Here is a 15,835-nt window from a genome sequence, read left to right on the forward strand (position 1 = left end):
ACCTAACTTATTTAACATAATCATTTAAGATGAAGTATAGAATTGAACTAACTTTTTTTTATCGATTTTGTGATTAATTGTCTTTGGGTAATCGTCTACAAATACAATGTCTGAAGGCATCATATAATATGGTAAGTTATTCGTGATTTCCTTCTTAATTCCATCAACAGATTTTCCGGTAGAAATTACAAATGATACCAACTTAACTATTTCATTACCTCGTTTTAATGGAATAGTAACGGAGCACTCAACACCATGAACATTCATCATTGTACTATCAATTTCACCCAGTTCAATTCGATAGCCATGTAGCTTAATCATGTCATCTGCCCTATTGGCAAAAAATAACAACCCATCTTTAATATACCCAAAATCTCCAGTGTTAAATGACCTCATGCCGTTAACACTTTCAAACTTCTTCTCGTTTAAACTAGGATTATTAAAATAGCCTATAGAAACATTCTCTCCAAAAACTATAATTTCACCTGTAGTTGAGTGTTCAAGACTATCGATACGAACCTTTTTATTCCCCCTGACACGCCCAACGGGCAAACTCTCATTAGAAAAAGCATCAAGTATTTCATTATCAATATTAACCATCGTAACGGCCACAGTTGCTTCAGTTGGTCCATACGAATTTATAAGTTGACTTTCAGGAAAAGCGCTTACAATTTTCTTTGCAGTTTTAACAGGAAGCACCTCTCCACAAAAAATAAATTTCTGTAACTTATCAAAACCAGATTGATTAAAGTCTGACGACATTAAATACTTACTGATAAAAGAGGGAGTTGAAACCCAAGTATTACACGCATAGCTCTTTACCCTATCAAAATAGCTTTTGAGATCTTGAATATTCTCTCTGCTATTTAATACAACAGTGCCTCCATAGGACAAGAAACCAAAAAGCTCATACCCAGACAAATCGAAACTAAGAGGCGCTTGATTCATAAAAACACTTTCACTGGATATATTAAAATCACTCCTAAGCCACTTCACAAAATCGGCAACAGCACCATGTGTGATTTGAACCCCTTTGGGTTCGCCTGTACTCCCTGAAGTAAACATGATGTATGCAATTGGATCATTCTCAGCATAGGAGACAAGAGTCTTACTTGAATCCCTACTTATTTTTCCAGTAATTGTATTAATCACTATTGAAGATTGCACCGTCTCAATAATTTTATTTAACCTTTCTTCAGGATAGATGGTGTCAACTGGAATATAAGGTAACTGTAAAGAGAGGCAAGCAACAATGCTTGCTATGAATTTAACTTCTTTGTGCCCGTAAATTACAATCGGATGACCAGTCGGTAGGTTGTATGACCGAAGCGTTTCAATCAGTTCCTCGACCTCAAATTTAAGCTCCTGCCAAGTGAGATCACGGTCACTACCAGACACTGCAATTTTATCTTTTTCTATATCACATTCTTTAAATCTTAGTTGTTCAAAACAATAGTACATTTTAATCCTTGTACGCTAGCTAGCAAACTCATCTCAATTGTAATTACCCAATTCCCCCGCAAAACAACAGAAATGTGAAACGCACCACCTTTACTGGAAAACTAAGTGTGGAGCTCCCCTCACATCGCATAGGAAGATTGCACATAAGCCATTTTAATATTTCTGTAAATATATCGTAAAACAAGACCAGCCAAGCCATGTACTACAAATGGAAATCAAAACACGGCGGGATGGAAGCGTCTGACATTCGCCGGTTGCGTGACCTGGAAGCTGAGAATGCACTTTTAAAGCGAATGGTTGCCTATTTGAGCCTTGAAAACGAGACGCTCAAGGATGTAACTTCTTCCTTCAACCATAGTCGGAAAACTATTCTCTGCAGCATCCACGACTTCACACGTCATAGCTCCCACTGTAAATCTCCCATAGTTAGTTCCATCCAAACGACATCGGAGAGTGATTACCTTGCTGACATTATATTCAATTATATGAACATTTTATTTCAAAACATCTCAGACTTCCTGATTTTTTAAAATTAATTAGCAAATTAATATTTTTCTCATAAAAAATGTCATTTAATGTTGAATGGTTCTGTCAATTTCTTTTCCTTAAGGTGATTATGTCATATTATCACTAGAAGCTTTTACTGTTGTAGTTCGACATTGCAGTCTGTAGTCAACATAAAAGTCATTCATTTATTCTCATAAAAGAAATCCCAACAGAAATGTTCGCTTTTTATGTGAACATTCCTGTTGGGATTAAATTTCTAACACATACACTAAATACAAATATTTTTCTGTACACCTTACAATCGGTTTAACGATGTTGTATATAACAAACAATAACGGTGCCTGTTTCCACGTGCTTTTTAGCGGCTGATGTCAGGTTCCATGCAGCATAACAGTTGTTATCTGCAAAAATCTTTTTTTAACTTAGGGGGCGTCCTTTTCACAGGACACATTGTCGCTCTGTCTGTTTCAAAGTGAAACAGACAGAGGGTAATCTACCAGCTGAACGCTGATGAATACTACATTTTATTTTACGGTGGTGAATATACCACTCGACTTACGGCTTTTCGCCGTTATTCATTTCTTCCCGCTTGCCCGTTCGTAAATGGAATACGGACGTCCATATAAAATTGCGTTTTTTGGCCACGAATATACACGGTGCATACACCGCTGTGGCTATCGGATTGAACATTAATGGCTGTGTTGTTGCTGTCACACAGCACGCAATAGTAGTAAATATGGTGTGTTGATATATATAGGGAAATTTTATTATCTACTTACTTTCTTAAAGTAATTCTTTTGATCCAACAGGATAACTACGGGCAGCTTATTACCAATTTTTAAATTCAATGTCAGAACAATAAAAAAGGCCATGCAATCTATTTGCATGGCCTTTTTACTTTTATATCAAAAAAAATGATTCACGGCCTAACATTCGCTCTTGCAATGCAGTATAGGAAAATAAAAAGGAATTTTTAATGAGTAAAAACAAACTACTATATGGAGCAAAAATAGCACACCTAACAGGATCGAGTAAAACGCAATACAACAACCGTGGACAATCCATAAGATTCGCGAAGAGACTTCATCAGCTGGGTTACCGAGTACAGCATTGTAAAAACATCTCGAATCGGCACGTGGGAGTCGTGGTAGAAGATTGGCAGCAACAAGGTCTCGCAGTATCCACCATCAAAACATACCTTTCAAGCGTACGCCAAATGTGTCGTACATACGGTAATGAAAAGATACACAAAAACAATAGTGAGTTTGGGGTAGAGAAACGCTGCTATATTGCAACACAGTCAAAAGCAGTACCCAAAATTGTCTACCATGCGGTTCTTGACCAATTCCTTTCAGGATCAGAACGATTTCAACGAATTGGACGTCAACTAACCGTAATGCGCGAACTGGGATTGCGCCATGAAGAAGCACGCAAAATAAACCCAGCGACCGCACTACTTCCTGATGGTCGCATCTATATATCTGATGGCACCAAGGGGGGGCGGGACCGCATCCTGCACGAACCTTCCCAAAAACAAATCGATGCCGTTAAGGCGCTGGCACCCTTCATCGGAAAAAATGACAACAGCTGGCCTGATGGTGTCTCAGAAGCATCATGGGAAAAATACGTCTATAAGATTGTTGGTCGGATGGGGTTATGCATTAAAACCTGCGGCGCTTCCTTACATGGTCTGCGGCACGCATACGCACAAGCTCGCTATGAAGATCTAACGAATCTGTTAGCCCCTTGTCTTTATTCATCACCATTGGATTATCGAGAAGCGGCATACCAAAAACACGGTGAAACTTGGCGCAACAGACATGACCAAGCAATCAATATTCTTGCCCACGAATTAGGGCACAACCGTGGCGAAATCACCGAAACATATCTTGGCACCATTCATGGACAAATTTGTAAGTATTTTAAGCTGACATACTGCAATTTATTATTTCTACCATGCCGTGTCAGGATAAATTGTAATTTTATTTACTTATATTTCAACGCATTAAAAACAAAAACATCTTTTTTCAAGCTTTACCCTTGAAATTAACAAGAAAAAGTAATCTATGCTAATTGGTTGGGGTTCATTTAAACAATTTTGTTTTGGAGGCGAGAGCCCCGTAACCATCGGCAAAGGAGTTTTTTAAAACGCAGGGCAAAGTTGTCCACCTGCATAAATAAAGGGCAACAAAGGTTTCAGGATTTTCATGGGTAATTCGAAAAATTTAACAACGAGAGAAGTAGCAAGGTTATTAAACTGTTCAGAAAGCCTTGTAAGACGGAAGGATATGAAAGAAGTACTTGGCGCATTTTACATCGGTAAAAAAAGCCTTCGGTACCCACAACAAAAAGTGGAACTGTATCTTCTCAATCAACAACATTCTGCATCTGACAGTACTGCGACCCCCACCGATCTGAACAACACATCTTCAGACACCAAACGCAGAAAAATTGATTACGGCGTTTTTCGCTAATTGGCATCCAAGGTAGGTCATATATGTATTTTGACAAATCAAAAAACCGATGGATTGCTCAAGTGTATCTTACCAAAGAGAATGGTAAAATTTATCGAAAAACAAAACACTTCAAAAGGAAAAGGGATGCCAGTGAATGGCAAACAATCCACAGAAAAGAAATCCAACTAGCAGATTCTTTAAGCAAATCAATCCCTGACGATGGCACCGACCTTCGGGTGGTAGAACTCGCAAACTGTTTTTGGAAACACAGAACGCAGTCAGGAATTTCTAAAAAAACGTGCGACGAAACATTTCGTTGCTTCAAAAGACTATTCCAAACAATAGCAGTCAGAAAAGAAGACCATGTGTGTCACGTAACCCGTGCCACAGCCATACGTATTGTTGAAGAACTCAAAACAATATGCCCCGGAAATGGTTCTGCAGTCGATGCCTGTGTAAAAACGTTCAAGGCAGCGTGGAACTGGGCAATCCTAACATATGATCTTCAATGCAAAAATCCGTTTAGCAAACTGGAAAACGCTAAAAAAGCTGCATCTATACCACACTATATGCCTCCGATGGAAGATCTTATGAAAGTCGCAAGCATTGCACCATCTTCATACAAGGCAGTTCTTTTCTTTTCATTATTTGCCTGCGGTCGCAAAATTGAAGGGCATAGATTGCAAATTTCCGACATAGATTTTGCGCACAATAGAATTGGGCTGCGCACACGCAAAAGGAAAGGCGGCATTGAAGAAATTGATTATATCTACATGAACGAGGAGTTAGCAGCTATCTTAAAAAAACATATAAAAACATCCGGCTGCACAGAAAGGGTATTTGAAGGCATGCAACTCCAGAATGGTTCTCATATGCGCTGGCTGGAAACCTTGTGCAAAGATGCTGATGTAAAAAAATTTGGTCTTCATGGACTTCGTTCACTAGCTGCCAGCACAGCACTGGCAAAAGGCGCCACCATATATGATGTGCAAGCGATGCTGCGCCATCAATCACTTCAGGTAACAGATAGATATATCCGTCGTATCTGTTCTTCGCCAACTGCACCGCAGATCTTAGGAAAAGTTTTTCACGAAATAAAAAAACAAAGCACAGACAAGCTTCTTACAATTAACGAAGCACCAGCAAATCAGTCCCAAACAGATTGGGGATCAGCAGCGTAACCTGCGTCTCACCTGAGCACTAATACATATTGTTTATAAAACCTTACTAAAGATTACAGTAAATCCTTATCACTTTTTATTTACACACGTTCATGGGCAGGGCTTATACATTTATAAACCCTGCTTTCTTGTTCACACCACTACAACATACTCATTTTAAAAAGATATTGCCGAAAAATACCATTTTATTGTAGGCTGCAGAACAGGAATAAGCAGTTTTTCATATAAGGAACATAGCTATGGCGTTTCAAATGGAAAACGGCAAATGGAAAGGACAAATTCGTTTTACCGACAGCAAAGGAACTGTGCACAGGAAAACAAAAAACTTTTCCAGAAAGCGTGCTGCCCTGCAATGGCAAAGTGATGAACGTAAGCGTCTTGAAGAAGCTGACAAAGGAACCCTGTCGGCCCCCGACAATTCCAAACTTACGATTCAAGAATGGCAAACACAGTACTTGGAGTATGCTTTTCAAAAGTGGCCCCAAAAAACCGCGGATGAAAAGAAACGTGCGTTCGAAAGGCTGCTTGCAACGGGTATCATCAAACCGGAAAGCCAAGTTTCTCAAGTGCACAAAAAACTTGTGCTGGATGTAATTAACAAGCTTAAAAGGCAGCATTCAGGCTGCAACGTAGATCGACAGGTAAAAAACCTTAAGGCTAGTTGGAACTGGGGAATTGATTTTTTGGACATGCCTGCAGCCAACCCGTTTAATAGGCAGCCCAAAGCTAAAACCAAGAAAGCTGTCCCACACTACATGCCACCAATGCAGGATATAGTAAGTGTTTTGAAATTGGTTACCAACCAAGAACACAACCTAATCTTGTACACGACGCTACTGACAGCAGCACGAAAAGTTGAACTGCTTCGTCTAACTTGGGATGACATCGATTTCGCAAACAATAGAATAGGGCTACGGACAAAAAAGCGTAAGGACGGGGTGGAGCATTTAGACAACATCCCACTTGCCCCAGAACTTGCAAAGCTTCTTAAGGAACACAAGTTACGAAGTGGTGCCCATGGAAAGAAGGTATTCACAGATCCCCAACTACAAAACGGGGCAAAAATGCGCTGGCTGCGCAAACTATGTGATGAAGCCGGGATAAAACGGTTTGGTCTGCATGGAATACGCGCACTGGCTGCCAGCACCGCCCATGCAAATGGATCTAGCCTTGTAGAAGTGAAAGAGCTACTTCGGCATCAATCTACACAACAAACCGATCGGTATTTACGGAAGATCACTGAAGCAAATAAGGCCGTTGGAATTCTCAATTCACTGGCATCATCATTTCAGCAAGCTAGAAGTTTTGAAGAAGAAAAGAAGACCCAAAAAGTAGGGTAAAAATCTTTTTCAAAAAATTTACACCTTTCGTTTACACCTTTTGGCTTTTGGACACAAAAAAAGCACTTACATGTGCATGTAAGTGCTTGAATTTGCTTGGCGTCCCCAAGGGGATTTGAACCCCTGTCGCCTGCGTGAAAGGCAGGTGTCCTGGGCCAGGCTAGACGATGGGGACGCTTGAAAACTTGCATTTTTCTAACGAAGCAAAGTGCAATGTTAAGAAAAAATTGGCTGGGCTACAAGGACTTGAACCTTGATTAACGGAGCCAGAACCCGTCGTCCTGCCAATTGAACGATAGCCCAGCAAGTGAGATGTGTAACTATTGAACTCTTCGATTTTTGTCAACGGGAAAAAAATTTCTTCTCTGCCCCCTTGTCACAACTCAGATTTGAAAGCCGATAACAGTCCAATATAACAATTTAAACACTTTCGTATTCTTGTCGATAGTTGAATATGGAACATAATTGCTCATTGGGGGCTGTTCATCTCTTGCAGAACGGAATTTATAACGGTGGAGAATGGTTGATTTCGGCTTTTCTTGCTCAATTTTTGCGGGACGATATATCAGGACTAGTATCCCCTAATAAAATGCAGGCCAATACCGACCAGACAGTCCTCGTTTGAATTCCAAGTAATCGTCTCCTAGCCAGGACGGTAACTGACGCCATTCCTTATGTACCTACCATAAGGAATACAATTTTGGGGGAACTATATGTCAATTAAGAAGTTGTTACTGTTGGGTTTCAGCGCGACTATCGGGTTGTCGCTGCTGATTGGAATCATTGGCTATAAGTCTGCATTCAAATCGACAGAGCAGATCAAAGAGTTGATCTACTCTGATGTGGCACTGAGAGAGCAGGCTTTGGAAATCAAAAATGTCCTGCTACAACACCGCCGCTATGAAAAAGATATTTTCCTTAACACTGGCAATAAACAGAAACAAACAAATTATCTTCAAAAACTAGAAATATTAAGTGTTACCACACAAAAGAAAATTTCAGAAATAATAGAATTAGAATCTAAAGTTAACGATCTAAAAAATAATGAACGAGATGCAATACAAAACTTTCCCACAATATATACTCAATACCTCAATGGTGTTAAGCATGTTGCGCAGTTAGCTATGAACTCTGACCTCACTCCTGGTGCTGCCAACAAGCTTATGATTCAATATAAAAAACCAGTTCATAATTTGGAAAAGATGTTAAATATATTGGGCAAATCCAGTCATGAGTATTTAGTTCTGGAAGGAGAAACGTCGTTAGCACTGTTAAATAGATCTCAAACTATAATTATGGTAACTTGTACCGTTGCTGTTCTATTTGGAATCATTCTCGCTTTCTTTATCTTCCGAGCTATCAACACGCCTCTTTCCGAACTGACGACCTTTGCCAACAAGGTTGCTGACGGTGACCTTAACGCAAAAACAAACAGCACTTTCTCCGGAGAAATAAAGATTCTCCATGAGTCTATCAATCGCATGATATTTGAACTCAAACATAAGTTAGGATTCGCAGAAGGAGTTCTGAATGCTATCCCAACCCCATGCGGAATTGTTGGCCCTGATTTCAAAATGCTCTGGGTTAACCAACAAATCTGTACTCTGCTGGAGAAAGAGGGAACTCCTGAAAGCTACATAGGAGTCCGTTCCGGAGAATTATATTGGAACGACAAAAACAAAGAAACGCTCTCCGACAGAGCGATTAAGGAACGGACACAATTACAGTCCACATTTGAATGTCCTCTTCCTTCTGGACGCACTCTGTTTGTTGATGTCACAACAACTCCTATTTACGACCTTAATAAGAAAATTATCGGTTCAGTATCCTTCTGGTATGATCTCACTGAACTGAACAACCAAAAAATAGTTATCGAAGAACAAAATAATCGAATCAGCCGGGCAGCACATGATGCCAGCGCTATTGCAGAGCAAGTAGCACTGGAAGCAGGCCAGCTGGAAGCGCAAATAAACCAGACAACACACGGTGCTACTATCCAGAGTGAACGAATCAGCGAAACCGCAACCGCAGTTGAACAAATGAATGCAACAACACTTGAAGTTGCCAGTAACGCAGCACGAGCGGCAGAAGGGGCTGACACGGCACAAACCATTGCAGCTGATGGCTCAATACTTGTACAAAAAGTGGTTCAATTTACTGAGGAAGTACACCAATACGCAGAAGATATGCGTAGCACCATTACAGAACTTGATACACAAGCCGATTCAATCGGCAATATTATCAATGTAATTAATGACATTGCTGACCAGACAAACCTTCTTGCACTTAATGCCGCTATTGAAGCAGCACGTGCAGGTGAAGCTGGTCGTGGATTCGCTGTCGTAGCTGACGAAGTTCGTAAGCTTGCAGAAAAAACCATGCAGGCAACAAACGAAGTTGAAAGCGTTGTACATGGAATTCAGCAAAGCTCAAAATCGACACAAACTCAGATGGAAAAAGTAGCGACACATATTGGTCAAAATACCGAACTGACCATTAGTGCAGGGACTGCCCTTGAACAAATTGTCGACGCCGGTACAGAGACTGCCGACAGGGTCCGGTCCATCGCTACCGCATCTGAAGAACAGTCTGCCGCGTCAGAACAAATTGCCCGTGCTTCAGACGAGGTAAATACACTCACTCAAGAAGCATTACACGACATGAAGGAAGCAGCAGATGCAGTCAAAACGCTCGCTGCCCTTTCCCAGAAACTTGAGACTGTTATGCGAGAAATCCAGCAATAACCATAACAAACAGGTAAAATCTACGTTCACAACTGTAACGCACAATTGTGTTCTAGTTTCAGCGCTGCTCTGTAAGAGCTGTCCCACCTTGTTGTTATAATTAATCACGCTAGACTCAAAAAACCTCTGAATAGCCATATTCAGAGGTTTTTTTCACGTTCATTTTGCCTTTTCCCACCTCTATACTACAATTTTTTTTCAATATTATTGGAATGTTAGTTGTATCTTTTTTCACAACCTAATGCCTTGACTACCTAGCTATTAACAAAAACTATTTGTAATTGTTGGATAAAAACAATAGTTACCTAACCGTAATTTGCTTTTCCGACTACTCTGGTACGGGATACTCCGACCTCTATGCAGTGGGCTCTGTATAGCAACAGTAGTCAGATTTTACGTTGTGCCCGCACGGCACAACGCCCGACACAAAATCTACTTTTCACGACCCTTAAGGAGTTGCTTTGATGGCAGAGAAAGCTAAAAGTCAGCCTGCGTACCTTGCAGATATTCAGACCATGATTCATGGGGAAAAAGTTTCCATGGAAGGTATCACCTACAAGGTTAACGCACCGACAGGAAATGACCCTGCTGACATTTTTTTTGTACAAGTAAATAAAGACGACTGTCAGGCATGTGGTGAGTGTGAAACTTACTGTCCAACCGGCGCCATTCAGGAAATGTATGAAGATGGCGAACATGGCGTTGTAGACCCGGCTGCATGTGTAAACTGTGGCCAATGTCTTGCTAACTGCCCATTCGGTGCTATTCACGAAGAGGTTTCTTTTGTAGGTGAGATTCTGGAAAAACTTAAGGACCCGGAAACGATTGTTGTATCTATGCCTGCACCAGCAGTACGCTATGCTCTTGGCGAATGTTTTGGCGGAGCAACTGGCACCTATTCCGGCGGTAAGATGCATGCAGCTTTGCGCCGACTCGGCTTCGACCACATTTGGGATACAGAGTTTGCAGCGGACGTAACCATTATGGAAGAAGGTACTGAGCTTATCGAACGCGTAAAGCATGGCGAAAAGCCTCTTCCGCAATTCACGTCCTGCTGTCCTGGTTGGGTTAAGTTTGCTGAAACCTTCTATCCAGATCTAAACGAACATCTTTCCACCTGTCGCTCCCCTATTGGCATGCTCGGTTCACTGGCAAAAACGTATGGTGCTCAGGAAACCGGTGAATTCAGCAAGAAAATCTACACCGTTTCCATTATGCCTTGTATCGCAAAAAAATTCGAAGGAATGCGCCCAGAGCTTCAGTCCAGCGGATTTAAAGACATTGATGCGACCATAAACACCCGTGAGCTTGCATGGCTTATTAAAAAAGCCGGTATCGACTTCAACGCGTTACCCGACGAAGAAGCAGATCCTGCACTGGGTCTGTCCACAGGCGCTGCTACCATCTTCGGCACATCCGGCGGCGTAATGGAAGCAGCACTTCGCCTTGCATACGAAGAGCTTTCCGGTGAAAAACTTGCAGCCCCTGATCTTAAAATGGTTCGCACAAGCAGTGGACTTAAAACCGCAGAAATCTCGATTCCAAACTTCGGCACTGTAAAAGTTGCAATTGTAAGCGGCTTGAAACAGGCGGCAGAACTTTGTGAACAGGTACGGGCAGGTAAGTCTCCGTACCACTTCATCGAAGTAATGACCTGCCCTGGCGGTTGTGTAAACGGTGGTGGCCAGCCGCTTGAACCGGGCATCCTTGAAGCATCTCTTTTCAAGTCTACTATCGCAAAAATCAACCGTCGCTTCACCAAACGCAAAATTGCATAGGGAAAACGCATGAAGAAAAAAAGCATCGGCACCATCAGTCGTCGTGGTTTTATTAAACTTGCCGGAATCACCTGCGGTTACGCTGTTCTCGGCTTGAATGTTGCTAAAGAAGCAACAGCTGCAACTCTCAACTTCGTAGGTATCCGACAGGCATCTGTCTACAACGCAGACAAAAATCTGTACAACTTACGCAAGTCTCAGGACAACCCGATGATTCAAAAGCTTTACTCCGCCAAGGACGGCTTCCTCAAAGAAGGCCCTTGCAGCCATAAGTCTGAAATGCTTCTGCACACACATTATGCAGACCGCAGCGCAAGACTTACAGCGTTAAAAGAAAAAGGCATCGAACTGTCCTTGTAATTATTTGTACACAAAGCAAAGAAGGCATCCCTGCATTACTGCGGGGGTGCCTGTCCTGCAGGGACACACCTTTGCGCAGCTGATATTGGAATACGTATGCAGCACGATATCCCCGAACTAGAAAATTTCATCGATGAACAAGCAATAAACAACACGCTCAAACATGCAGCAAAACCGGAACGCGCCAACGTTCTGGAAATTCTCAGCAAAGCCCGTAACGCAAAAGGGCTGACTCTTGAAGAAACAGCTACTCTGCTTCAAATAACCGATCCTGAACTTGACGAAGAGCTTTTTGCAGCGGCCCGTGATGTTAAGAAGGCAATTTACGGCAACAGACTGGTACTCTTTGCCCCTATGTACATCACCAATGAATGTGGCAACAGTTGTCTGTACTGCGGGTTTAACGTTACCAACAAAGATCTCACCCGCCGCACCCTTTCCAGTGAAGAAATACGAAAAGATGTAATCGCACTGGAAGCACAGGGGCATAAGCGCCTTCTTCTTGTGTACGGTGAACATCCGAAACTCAAAGCAGACTGGATTGCAGAAACAGTTCAGACTGTCTACGACACTGTCTCTGAAAAAAGTGGTGAGATTCGACGTGCCAACGTCAATTGTGCTCCACTTTCCGTAGACGGTTTTCGGAAACTTCAGGAAGTAGGTATTGGTACTTACCAATGTTTTCAGGAAACCTACCATCAAAAAACGTACAGTTCCGTGCATAAGGGCGGTGTGAAGAAGAATTTCCTGTGGCGGTTATATGCACTGCACAGAGCAATGGAAGCCGGGATTGAAGATGTCGGAATGGGTGCGCTTTTTGGTTTGTACGACTATAAATTCGAAATGCTGGCATTACTTACCCATGCTCAGGAATTAGAAAAGAACTTTGGGGTTGGGCCACACACAATTTCTTTCCCACGACTTGAACCCGCTCTCAATGCAGATATGGCATACAACCCGCCATGCCCTATCAATGATATGACATTCAAACGAATAGTTGCCATTCTGCGTCTCGCCGTGCCATACACGGGATTGATCTTGAGTACCCGCGAATCGGCAGGGTTACGCCGAGAATTACTTGATATCGGTGTATCACAAATTAGTGCCGGCTCGCGTACCTATCCTGGCGCGTATAGCGACCCTGAATATGACCGTCCGGAAGTGCAACAATTTTGCATCAGTGACAACCGAAGTTTAGATGAGGTTATCCATAACATTGTGGATGCAGGTTATATTCCTTCATGGTGCACTGCATGCTATCGCCTTGGAAGAACAGGCGAACACTTCATGGATCTGGCTAAACGGGGATTTATTCAGCAATATTGCCTGCCGAATTCACTCCTTACCTTTCAGGAATATTTAGAGGACTACGCAACAGAATCTACCAGAAAAGTAGGCAAAGCCTGCATCTCCAACGAAGTAGAGAACTGTCCCGAAGACAGACGCACTGTTGTGGAATCACGTCTAAAACGCATAGAACAGGGAGAACGTGACCTCTACCTGTAGCAGACTGATATTGCAGCCATTATCCAGCATATAGTACGGAACCTTATTACTATATGTGCGCAGCACTTCAGTTACATACTTCAGCCGTCACCTTATATTTTAGGGTGACGGCAACCCTAGCAGCGCGCAACTGCTATTCTTTAAGGAAGTTTTGTACATGTCTTTAACACGTAATGAGATTATTGAAATTTTAAAAAACCCTGTCGCGGAAAGTACATCCTTCAGCGACGTAGACAACTCACTCTTCACCGCCGCAACAGCTACAGCTCGGGCATTGTTTAACAATACCGTATACCAGCGTGGTATTATTGAATTTTCTTCATACTGTAGAAAAAACTGTCACTATTGTGGTCTCAGAAACAAAAACACAGACCTTGTGCGATACCGCCTGACCCATGACGAAATAATGCAGGCAGTTGATAATGCTGCTTCCATTGGGATGGGAACCATCGTTCTTCAGGCCGGAGAAGACGAAGACGTAAACCCCCATTTTATCTATACTATTGTTCGAACCATTAAAGAAAAATACAATCTGGCAGTAACACTTTCTATTGGCGATCATCCGGATGATGTTTATCGACTATGGCGTGACAGCGGTGCAGACAGGTATCTGCTAAAAATTGAAACCACCGATACTGACCTGCATAGCCTCTACAGACCTGGCCAACAGCTGTACGACAGGCTGAACCGCATTGAATCACTTCAACGTCTAGGCTACGAAGTCGGCTCGGGGATTATTATCGGGCTCCCGGGAATGACGGAAGAAAACCTCACAGATGATCTTTTGCTCCTTAGTACAATGGGACTGGATATGATAGCCTGCGGGCCTTTTATCCCTCACCCGCAAACACCACTGCGTCACGCAAAACAAGGCTCGCTTGTCGAAAGCCTGCGCGTTACCGCACTCCTTCGTCTTTTAAATCCGGCAGCCAACATTCCAGCGACAAGTGCTTTGGACTCCTTGCCTTCCGGATGCAACAACAACGGACGCATAATGGGCTTAAATGCAGGCGCCAACGTTATTATGCCTTCCATTACTCCAGATGAAGTCCGAAGCCGTTATTCCATCTACCCCGGCAAAAACAGTCCGGCATCAACACAACATTCTGCCGTTAAGCAACTCCAATCTAAAGTCCAACAAGCTGGTTTTACCTTGAGCTCACAAGCTGGCTCAAGTATGCGACGCACGTTTGGGACTCAATCAGCAATTTAATATGAACACATCCACTGCTCCAAGAGGCGTACGTCTCATAATTACACTCACTGGTCGTCGTAATGCAGGTAAATCTGCTCTTATTAACGCACTTGTAAATCAGGACGTTGCGATTGTTTCCGGACATCCCGGCACGACAACGGATCCTGTCGGCAAGCATTACGAATTACATCCAATAGGCCCTGTGACTTTTTTCGACACTGCAGGGCTTGATGACCACGGCGCTGTCGGTCAGCAACGCATGGCAGCCACTCGCAAAGTACTGCGCCGTACAGACATCGGTATACTGGTCGTAACGGAAGAAGGCATGCAGCAGGAAGAAAAGCGTTTGCTTAACGAACTTACTGAAATGAATCTTCCTGTCATCGTTGTTTTCAATAAATCAGATCTTACAACGCCGTCACAGGCTGATTTAGAAGCATGCTCCGGTCACTCCATAGTAACGGTTTCTGCCACCACAGGTGAAAACATTGATGAGCTAAAGCGGTTCATTGTTGCAACAGCACCTAAAGAACTTATTGAACCTCCCCTGCTGGTAAGCGATTTAATCGAACCTTCTCAGACAGTTGTCCTAGTTGCCCCTATTGATGGAGCAGCCCCTAAAGGCCGTCTTATTCTGCCACAAGTTCAAGTTCTGCGTGACGTATTGGATGCTAATGCCTTAGCGCTTACAGTAAAAGAAACAGAGCTTCCTGCGGCCCTTAGCGCACTTGCAGAACCTCCGGCTCTGGTTGTGACTGACTCACAGGTTATTCATGAAGTAGCAGAGATTGTGCCGGAAACTGTTCCACTCACAACCTTCTCCACCCTCTTTGCCCGGTACAAAGGTGACCTGCCCAAACTTGTAGACGGAGCAGCATCAATTGATGACCTAAAAGACGGTGACACGATTTTAATGTACGAATCCTGCTCACATCATGCAGTGGATGACGACATCGGACGCGTTAAGCTCCCGAACTGGATCAAACAGTACACGGGCAAAGATCTGACCTTCGAGCTATTCGCAGGGCACGACTTACCGGATAACCTCAATCAATACAGCCTCGCTATTATGTGTGGGGGATGCATGTCCAATCGGTCTGAAATGATGCGCCGTATCCGTGATCTTAACGCACATAATGTACCGACCACCAACTACGGTGTTGCTATTTCCAAAGTACAGGGAGTGCTCGACAGAGTAGTCCAACCGCTTGGCATATAGAGTTAGTCCCTAATATCCCCCGCAGACTATATCAGTTCACTACGCGGGGGATTTTCTATGTCAAAACATTCCAGCTTGTATTCTGCAC

At 42.8% G+C, this 15,835-nt stretch carries 12 protein-coding genes, 2 tRNA genes and 1 pseudogene; 11 read left to right on the forward strand and 4 right to left on the reverse strand.

The features are described 5' to 3' along the window. Window positions 1-24: 24 nt before the first annotated feature. Window positions 25-1,461, reverse strand: a complete 1,437-nt coding sequence (locus tag F461_RS0108205) for an AMP-binding protein (RefSeq protein ID WP_020000673.1) — start codon at window positions 1,459-1,461, stop codon at window positions 25-27. A 179-nt stretch (window positions 1,462-1,640) separates the two neighbouring features. Between F461_RS0108205 and F461_RS19175 the strand changes: the two are divergent. Then, window positions 1,641-1,799: pseudogene (locus tag F461_RS19175) on the forward strand (transposase); the annotation flags it as partial. Here the strand turns inward: F461_RS19175 and F461_RS19575 are convergent. Further along, window positions 1,746-1,871 carry a hypothetical protein gene (locus tag F461_RS19575; protein ID WP_268874349.1) on the reverse strand — a complete coding sequence of 42 codons (126 nt, stop codon included), beginning with the start codon at window positions 1,869-1,871 and terminating at the stop codon, window positions 1,746-1,748. The pseudogene F461_RS19175 and the gene F461_RS19575 overlap by 54 nt on opposite strands. A gap of 1,073 nt (window positions 1,872-2,944) precedes the next feature. On the opposite strand from F461_RS19575, the gene F461_RS0108210 reads away from it, so the two are divergent. The 4 genes from F461_RS0108210 to F461_RS0108225 all read left to right on the forward strand — a co-directional run bounded on the left by F461_RS0108210 (window position 2,945) and on the right by F461_RS0108225 (window position 6,945). Further along, window positions 2,945-4,012, forward strand: coding sequence for a phage integrase N-terminal domain-containing protein (locus F461_RS0108210; RefSeq protein ID WP_073020987.1), 1,068 nt, complete (start codon window positions 2,945-2,947; stop codon window positions 4,010-4,012). Between the two features lie 244 nt (window positions 4,013-4,256). Next, on the forward strand, window positions 4,257-4,442 hold the full coding sequence (locus F461_RS0108215) for a hypothetical protein (RefSeq protein WP_020000676.1): 186 nt from the start codon (window positions 4,257-4,259) through the stop codon (window positions 4,440-4,442). A gap of 23 nt (window positions 4,443-4,465) precedes the next feature. Next, the gene (locus F461_RS0108220; RefSeq protein ID WP_020000677.1) at window positions 4,466-5,605 is read left to right on the forward strand and encodes a tyrosine-type recombinase/integrase; all 1,140 of its coding nucleotides are present in this window, start codon (window positions 4,466-4,468) and stop codon (window positions 5,603-5,605) included. A gap of 239 nt (window positions 5,606-5,844) precedes the next feature. Next, the gene (locus F461_RS0108225) at window positions 5,845-6,945 is read left to right on the forward strand and encodes a tyrosine-type recombinase/integrase (RefSeq protein ID WP_020000678.1); all 1,101 of its coding nucleotides are present in this window, start codon (window positions 5,845-5,847) and stop codon (window positions 6,943-6,945) included. Between the two features lie 97 nt (window positions 6,946-7,042). Here F461_RS0108225 and F461_RS0108230 read toward each other — a convergent pair. Together F461_RS0108230 and F461_RS0108235 are read right to left on the reverse strand one after the other, a co-directional pair. Then, a tRNA-Glu gene (locus tag F461_RS0108230) sits at window positions 7,043-7,120 on the reverse strand. Between the two features lie 53 nt (window positions 7,121-7,173). Continuing rightward, window positions 7,174-7,248: transfer RNA gene (locus tag F461_RS0108235), tRNA-Gln, on the reverse strand. Window positions 7,249-7,658: 410 nt separating this feature from the next. Between F461_RS0108235 and F461_RS17490 the strand changes: the two genes are divergently transcribed. The 6 genes from F461_RS17490 (at window position 7,659) to hydF (ending at window position 15,747) form a co-directional block, all read left to right on the forward strand. Then, window positions 7,659-9,689 carry a methyl-accepting chemotaxis protein gene (locus F461_RS17490; protein ID WP_020000679.1) on the forward strand — a complete coding sequence of 677 codons (2,031 nt, stop codon included), beginning with the start codon at window positions 7,659-7,661 and terminating at the stop codon, window positions 9,687-9,689. 464 nt (window positions 9,690-10,153) lie between these two features. Then, window positions 10,154-11,467 (forward strand): [FeFe] hydrogenase, group A, encoded by a 1,314-nt coding sequence (locus F461_RS0108245; protein ID WP_020000680.1) that lies wholly within the window; start codon window positions 10,154-10,156, stop codon window positions 11,465-11,467. A 9-nt stretch (window positions 11,468-11,476) separates the two neighbouring features. Next, window positions 11,477-11,827: an iron hydrogenase small subunit gene (locus F461_RS0108250; RefSeq protein WP_020000681.1), complete on the forward strand. Its 351-nt coding sequence runs from the start codon at window positions 11,477-11,479 to the stop codon at window positions 11,825-11,827. 96 nt (window positions 11,828-11,923) lie between these two features. Next, window positions 11,924-13,333, forward strand: a complete 1,410-nt coding sequence (gene hydG, locus F461_RS0108255; RefSeq protein ID WP_020000682.1) for a [FeFe] hydrogenase H-cluster radical SAM maturase HydG — start codon at window positions 11,924-11,926, stop codon at window positions 13,331-13,333. Between the two features lie 157 nt (window positions 13,334-13,490). Further along, window positions 13,491-14,546 (forward strand): [FeFe] hydrogenase H-cluster radical SAM maturase HydE, encoded by a 1,056-nt coding sequence (gene hydE, locus F461_RS0108260; RefSeq protein ID WP_020000683.1) that lies wholly within the window; start codon window positions 13,491-13,493, stop codon window positions 14,544-14,546. A 1-nt stretch (window position 14,547) separates the two neighbouring features. Continuing rightward, window positions 14,548-15,747 carry a [FeFe] hydrogenase H-cluster maturation GTPase HydF gene (gene hydF / locus F461_RS0108265; RefSeq protein WP_020000684.1) on the forward strand — a complete coding sequence of 400 codons (1,200 nt, stop codon included), beginning with the start codon at window positions 14,548-14,550 and terminating at the stop codon, window positions 15,745-15,747. Window positions 15,748-15,835: the final 88 nt, after the last annotated feature.

The sequence above is a fragment of the Halodesulfovibrio aestuarii DSM 17919 = ATCC 29578 genome, from assembly GCF_000384815.1.
Classification (GTDB): Bacteria; Desulfobacterota; Desulfovibrionia; order Desulfovibrionales; family Desulfovibrionaceae; genus Halodesulfovibrio; species Halodesulfovibrio aestuarii.

What these genes read in the sequence shown, in the direction of transcription:
- F461_RS0108215 (WP_020000676.1), top strand. Translation starts at nt 4,257, where the DNA reads ATGAAAGAAGTACTTGGCGCATTTTACATCGGTAAAAAAAGCCTTCGG.
- F461_RS0108245 (WP_020000680.1), top strand. Translation starts at nt 10,154, where the DNA reads ATGGCAGAGAAAGCTAAAAGTCAGCCTGCGTACCTTGCAGATATTCAG.
- hydG (WP_020000682.1), top strand. Translation starts at nt 11,924, where the DNA reads ATGCAGCACGATATCCCCGAACTAGAAAATTTCATCGATGAACAAGCA.
- F461_RS0108225 (WP_020000678.1), top strand. Translation starts at nt 5,845, where the DNA reads ATGGCGTTTCAAATGGAAAACGGCAAATGGAAAGGACAAATTCGTTTT.
- hydF (WP_020000684.1), top strand. Translation starts at nt 14,548, where the DNA reads ATGAACACATCCACTGCTCCAAGAGGCGTACGTCTCATAATTACACTC.
- F461_RS0108205 (WP_020000673.1), bottom strand. Translation starts at nt 1,461, where the DNA reads ATGTACTATTGTTTTGAACAACTAAGATTTAAAGAATGTGATATAGAA.
- F461_RS0108220 (WP_020000677.1), top strand. Translation starts at nt 4,466, where the DNA reads ATGTATTTTGACAAATCAAAAAACCGATGGATTGCTCAAGTGTATCTT.
- hydE (WP_020000683.1), top strand. Translation starts at nt 13,491, where the DNA reads ATGTCTTTAACACGTAATGAGATTATTGAAATTTTAAAAAACCCTGTC.
- F461_RS17490 (WP_020000679.1), top strand. Translation starts at nt 7,659, where the DNA reads ATGTCAATTAAGAAGTTGTTACTGTTGGGTTTCAGCGCGACTATCGGG.
- F461_RS0108210 (WP_073020987.1), top strand. Translation starts at nt 2,945, where the DNA reads ATGAGTAAAAACAAACTACTATATGGAGCAAAAATAGCACACCTAACA.
- F461_RS0108250 (WP_020000681.1), top strand. Translation starts at nt 11,477, where the DNA reads ATGAAGAAAAAAAGCATCGGCACCATCAGTCGTCGTGGTTTTATTAAA.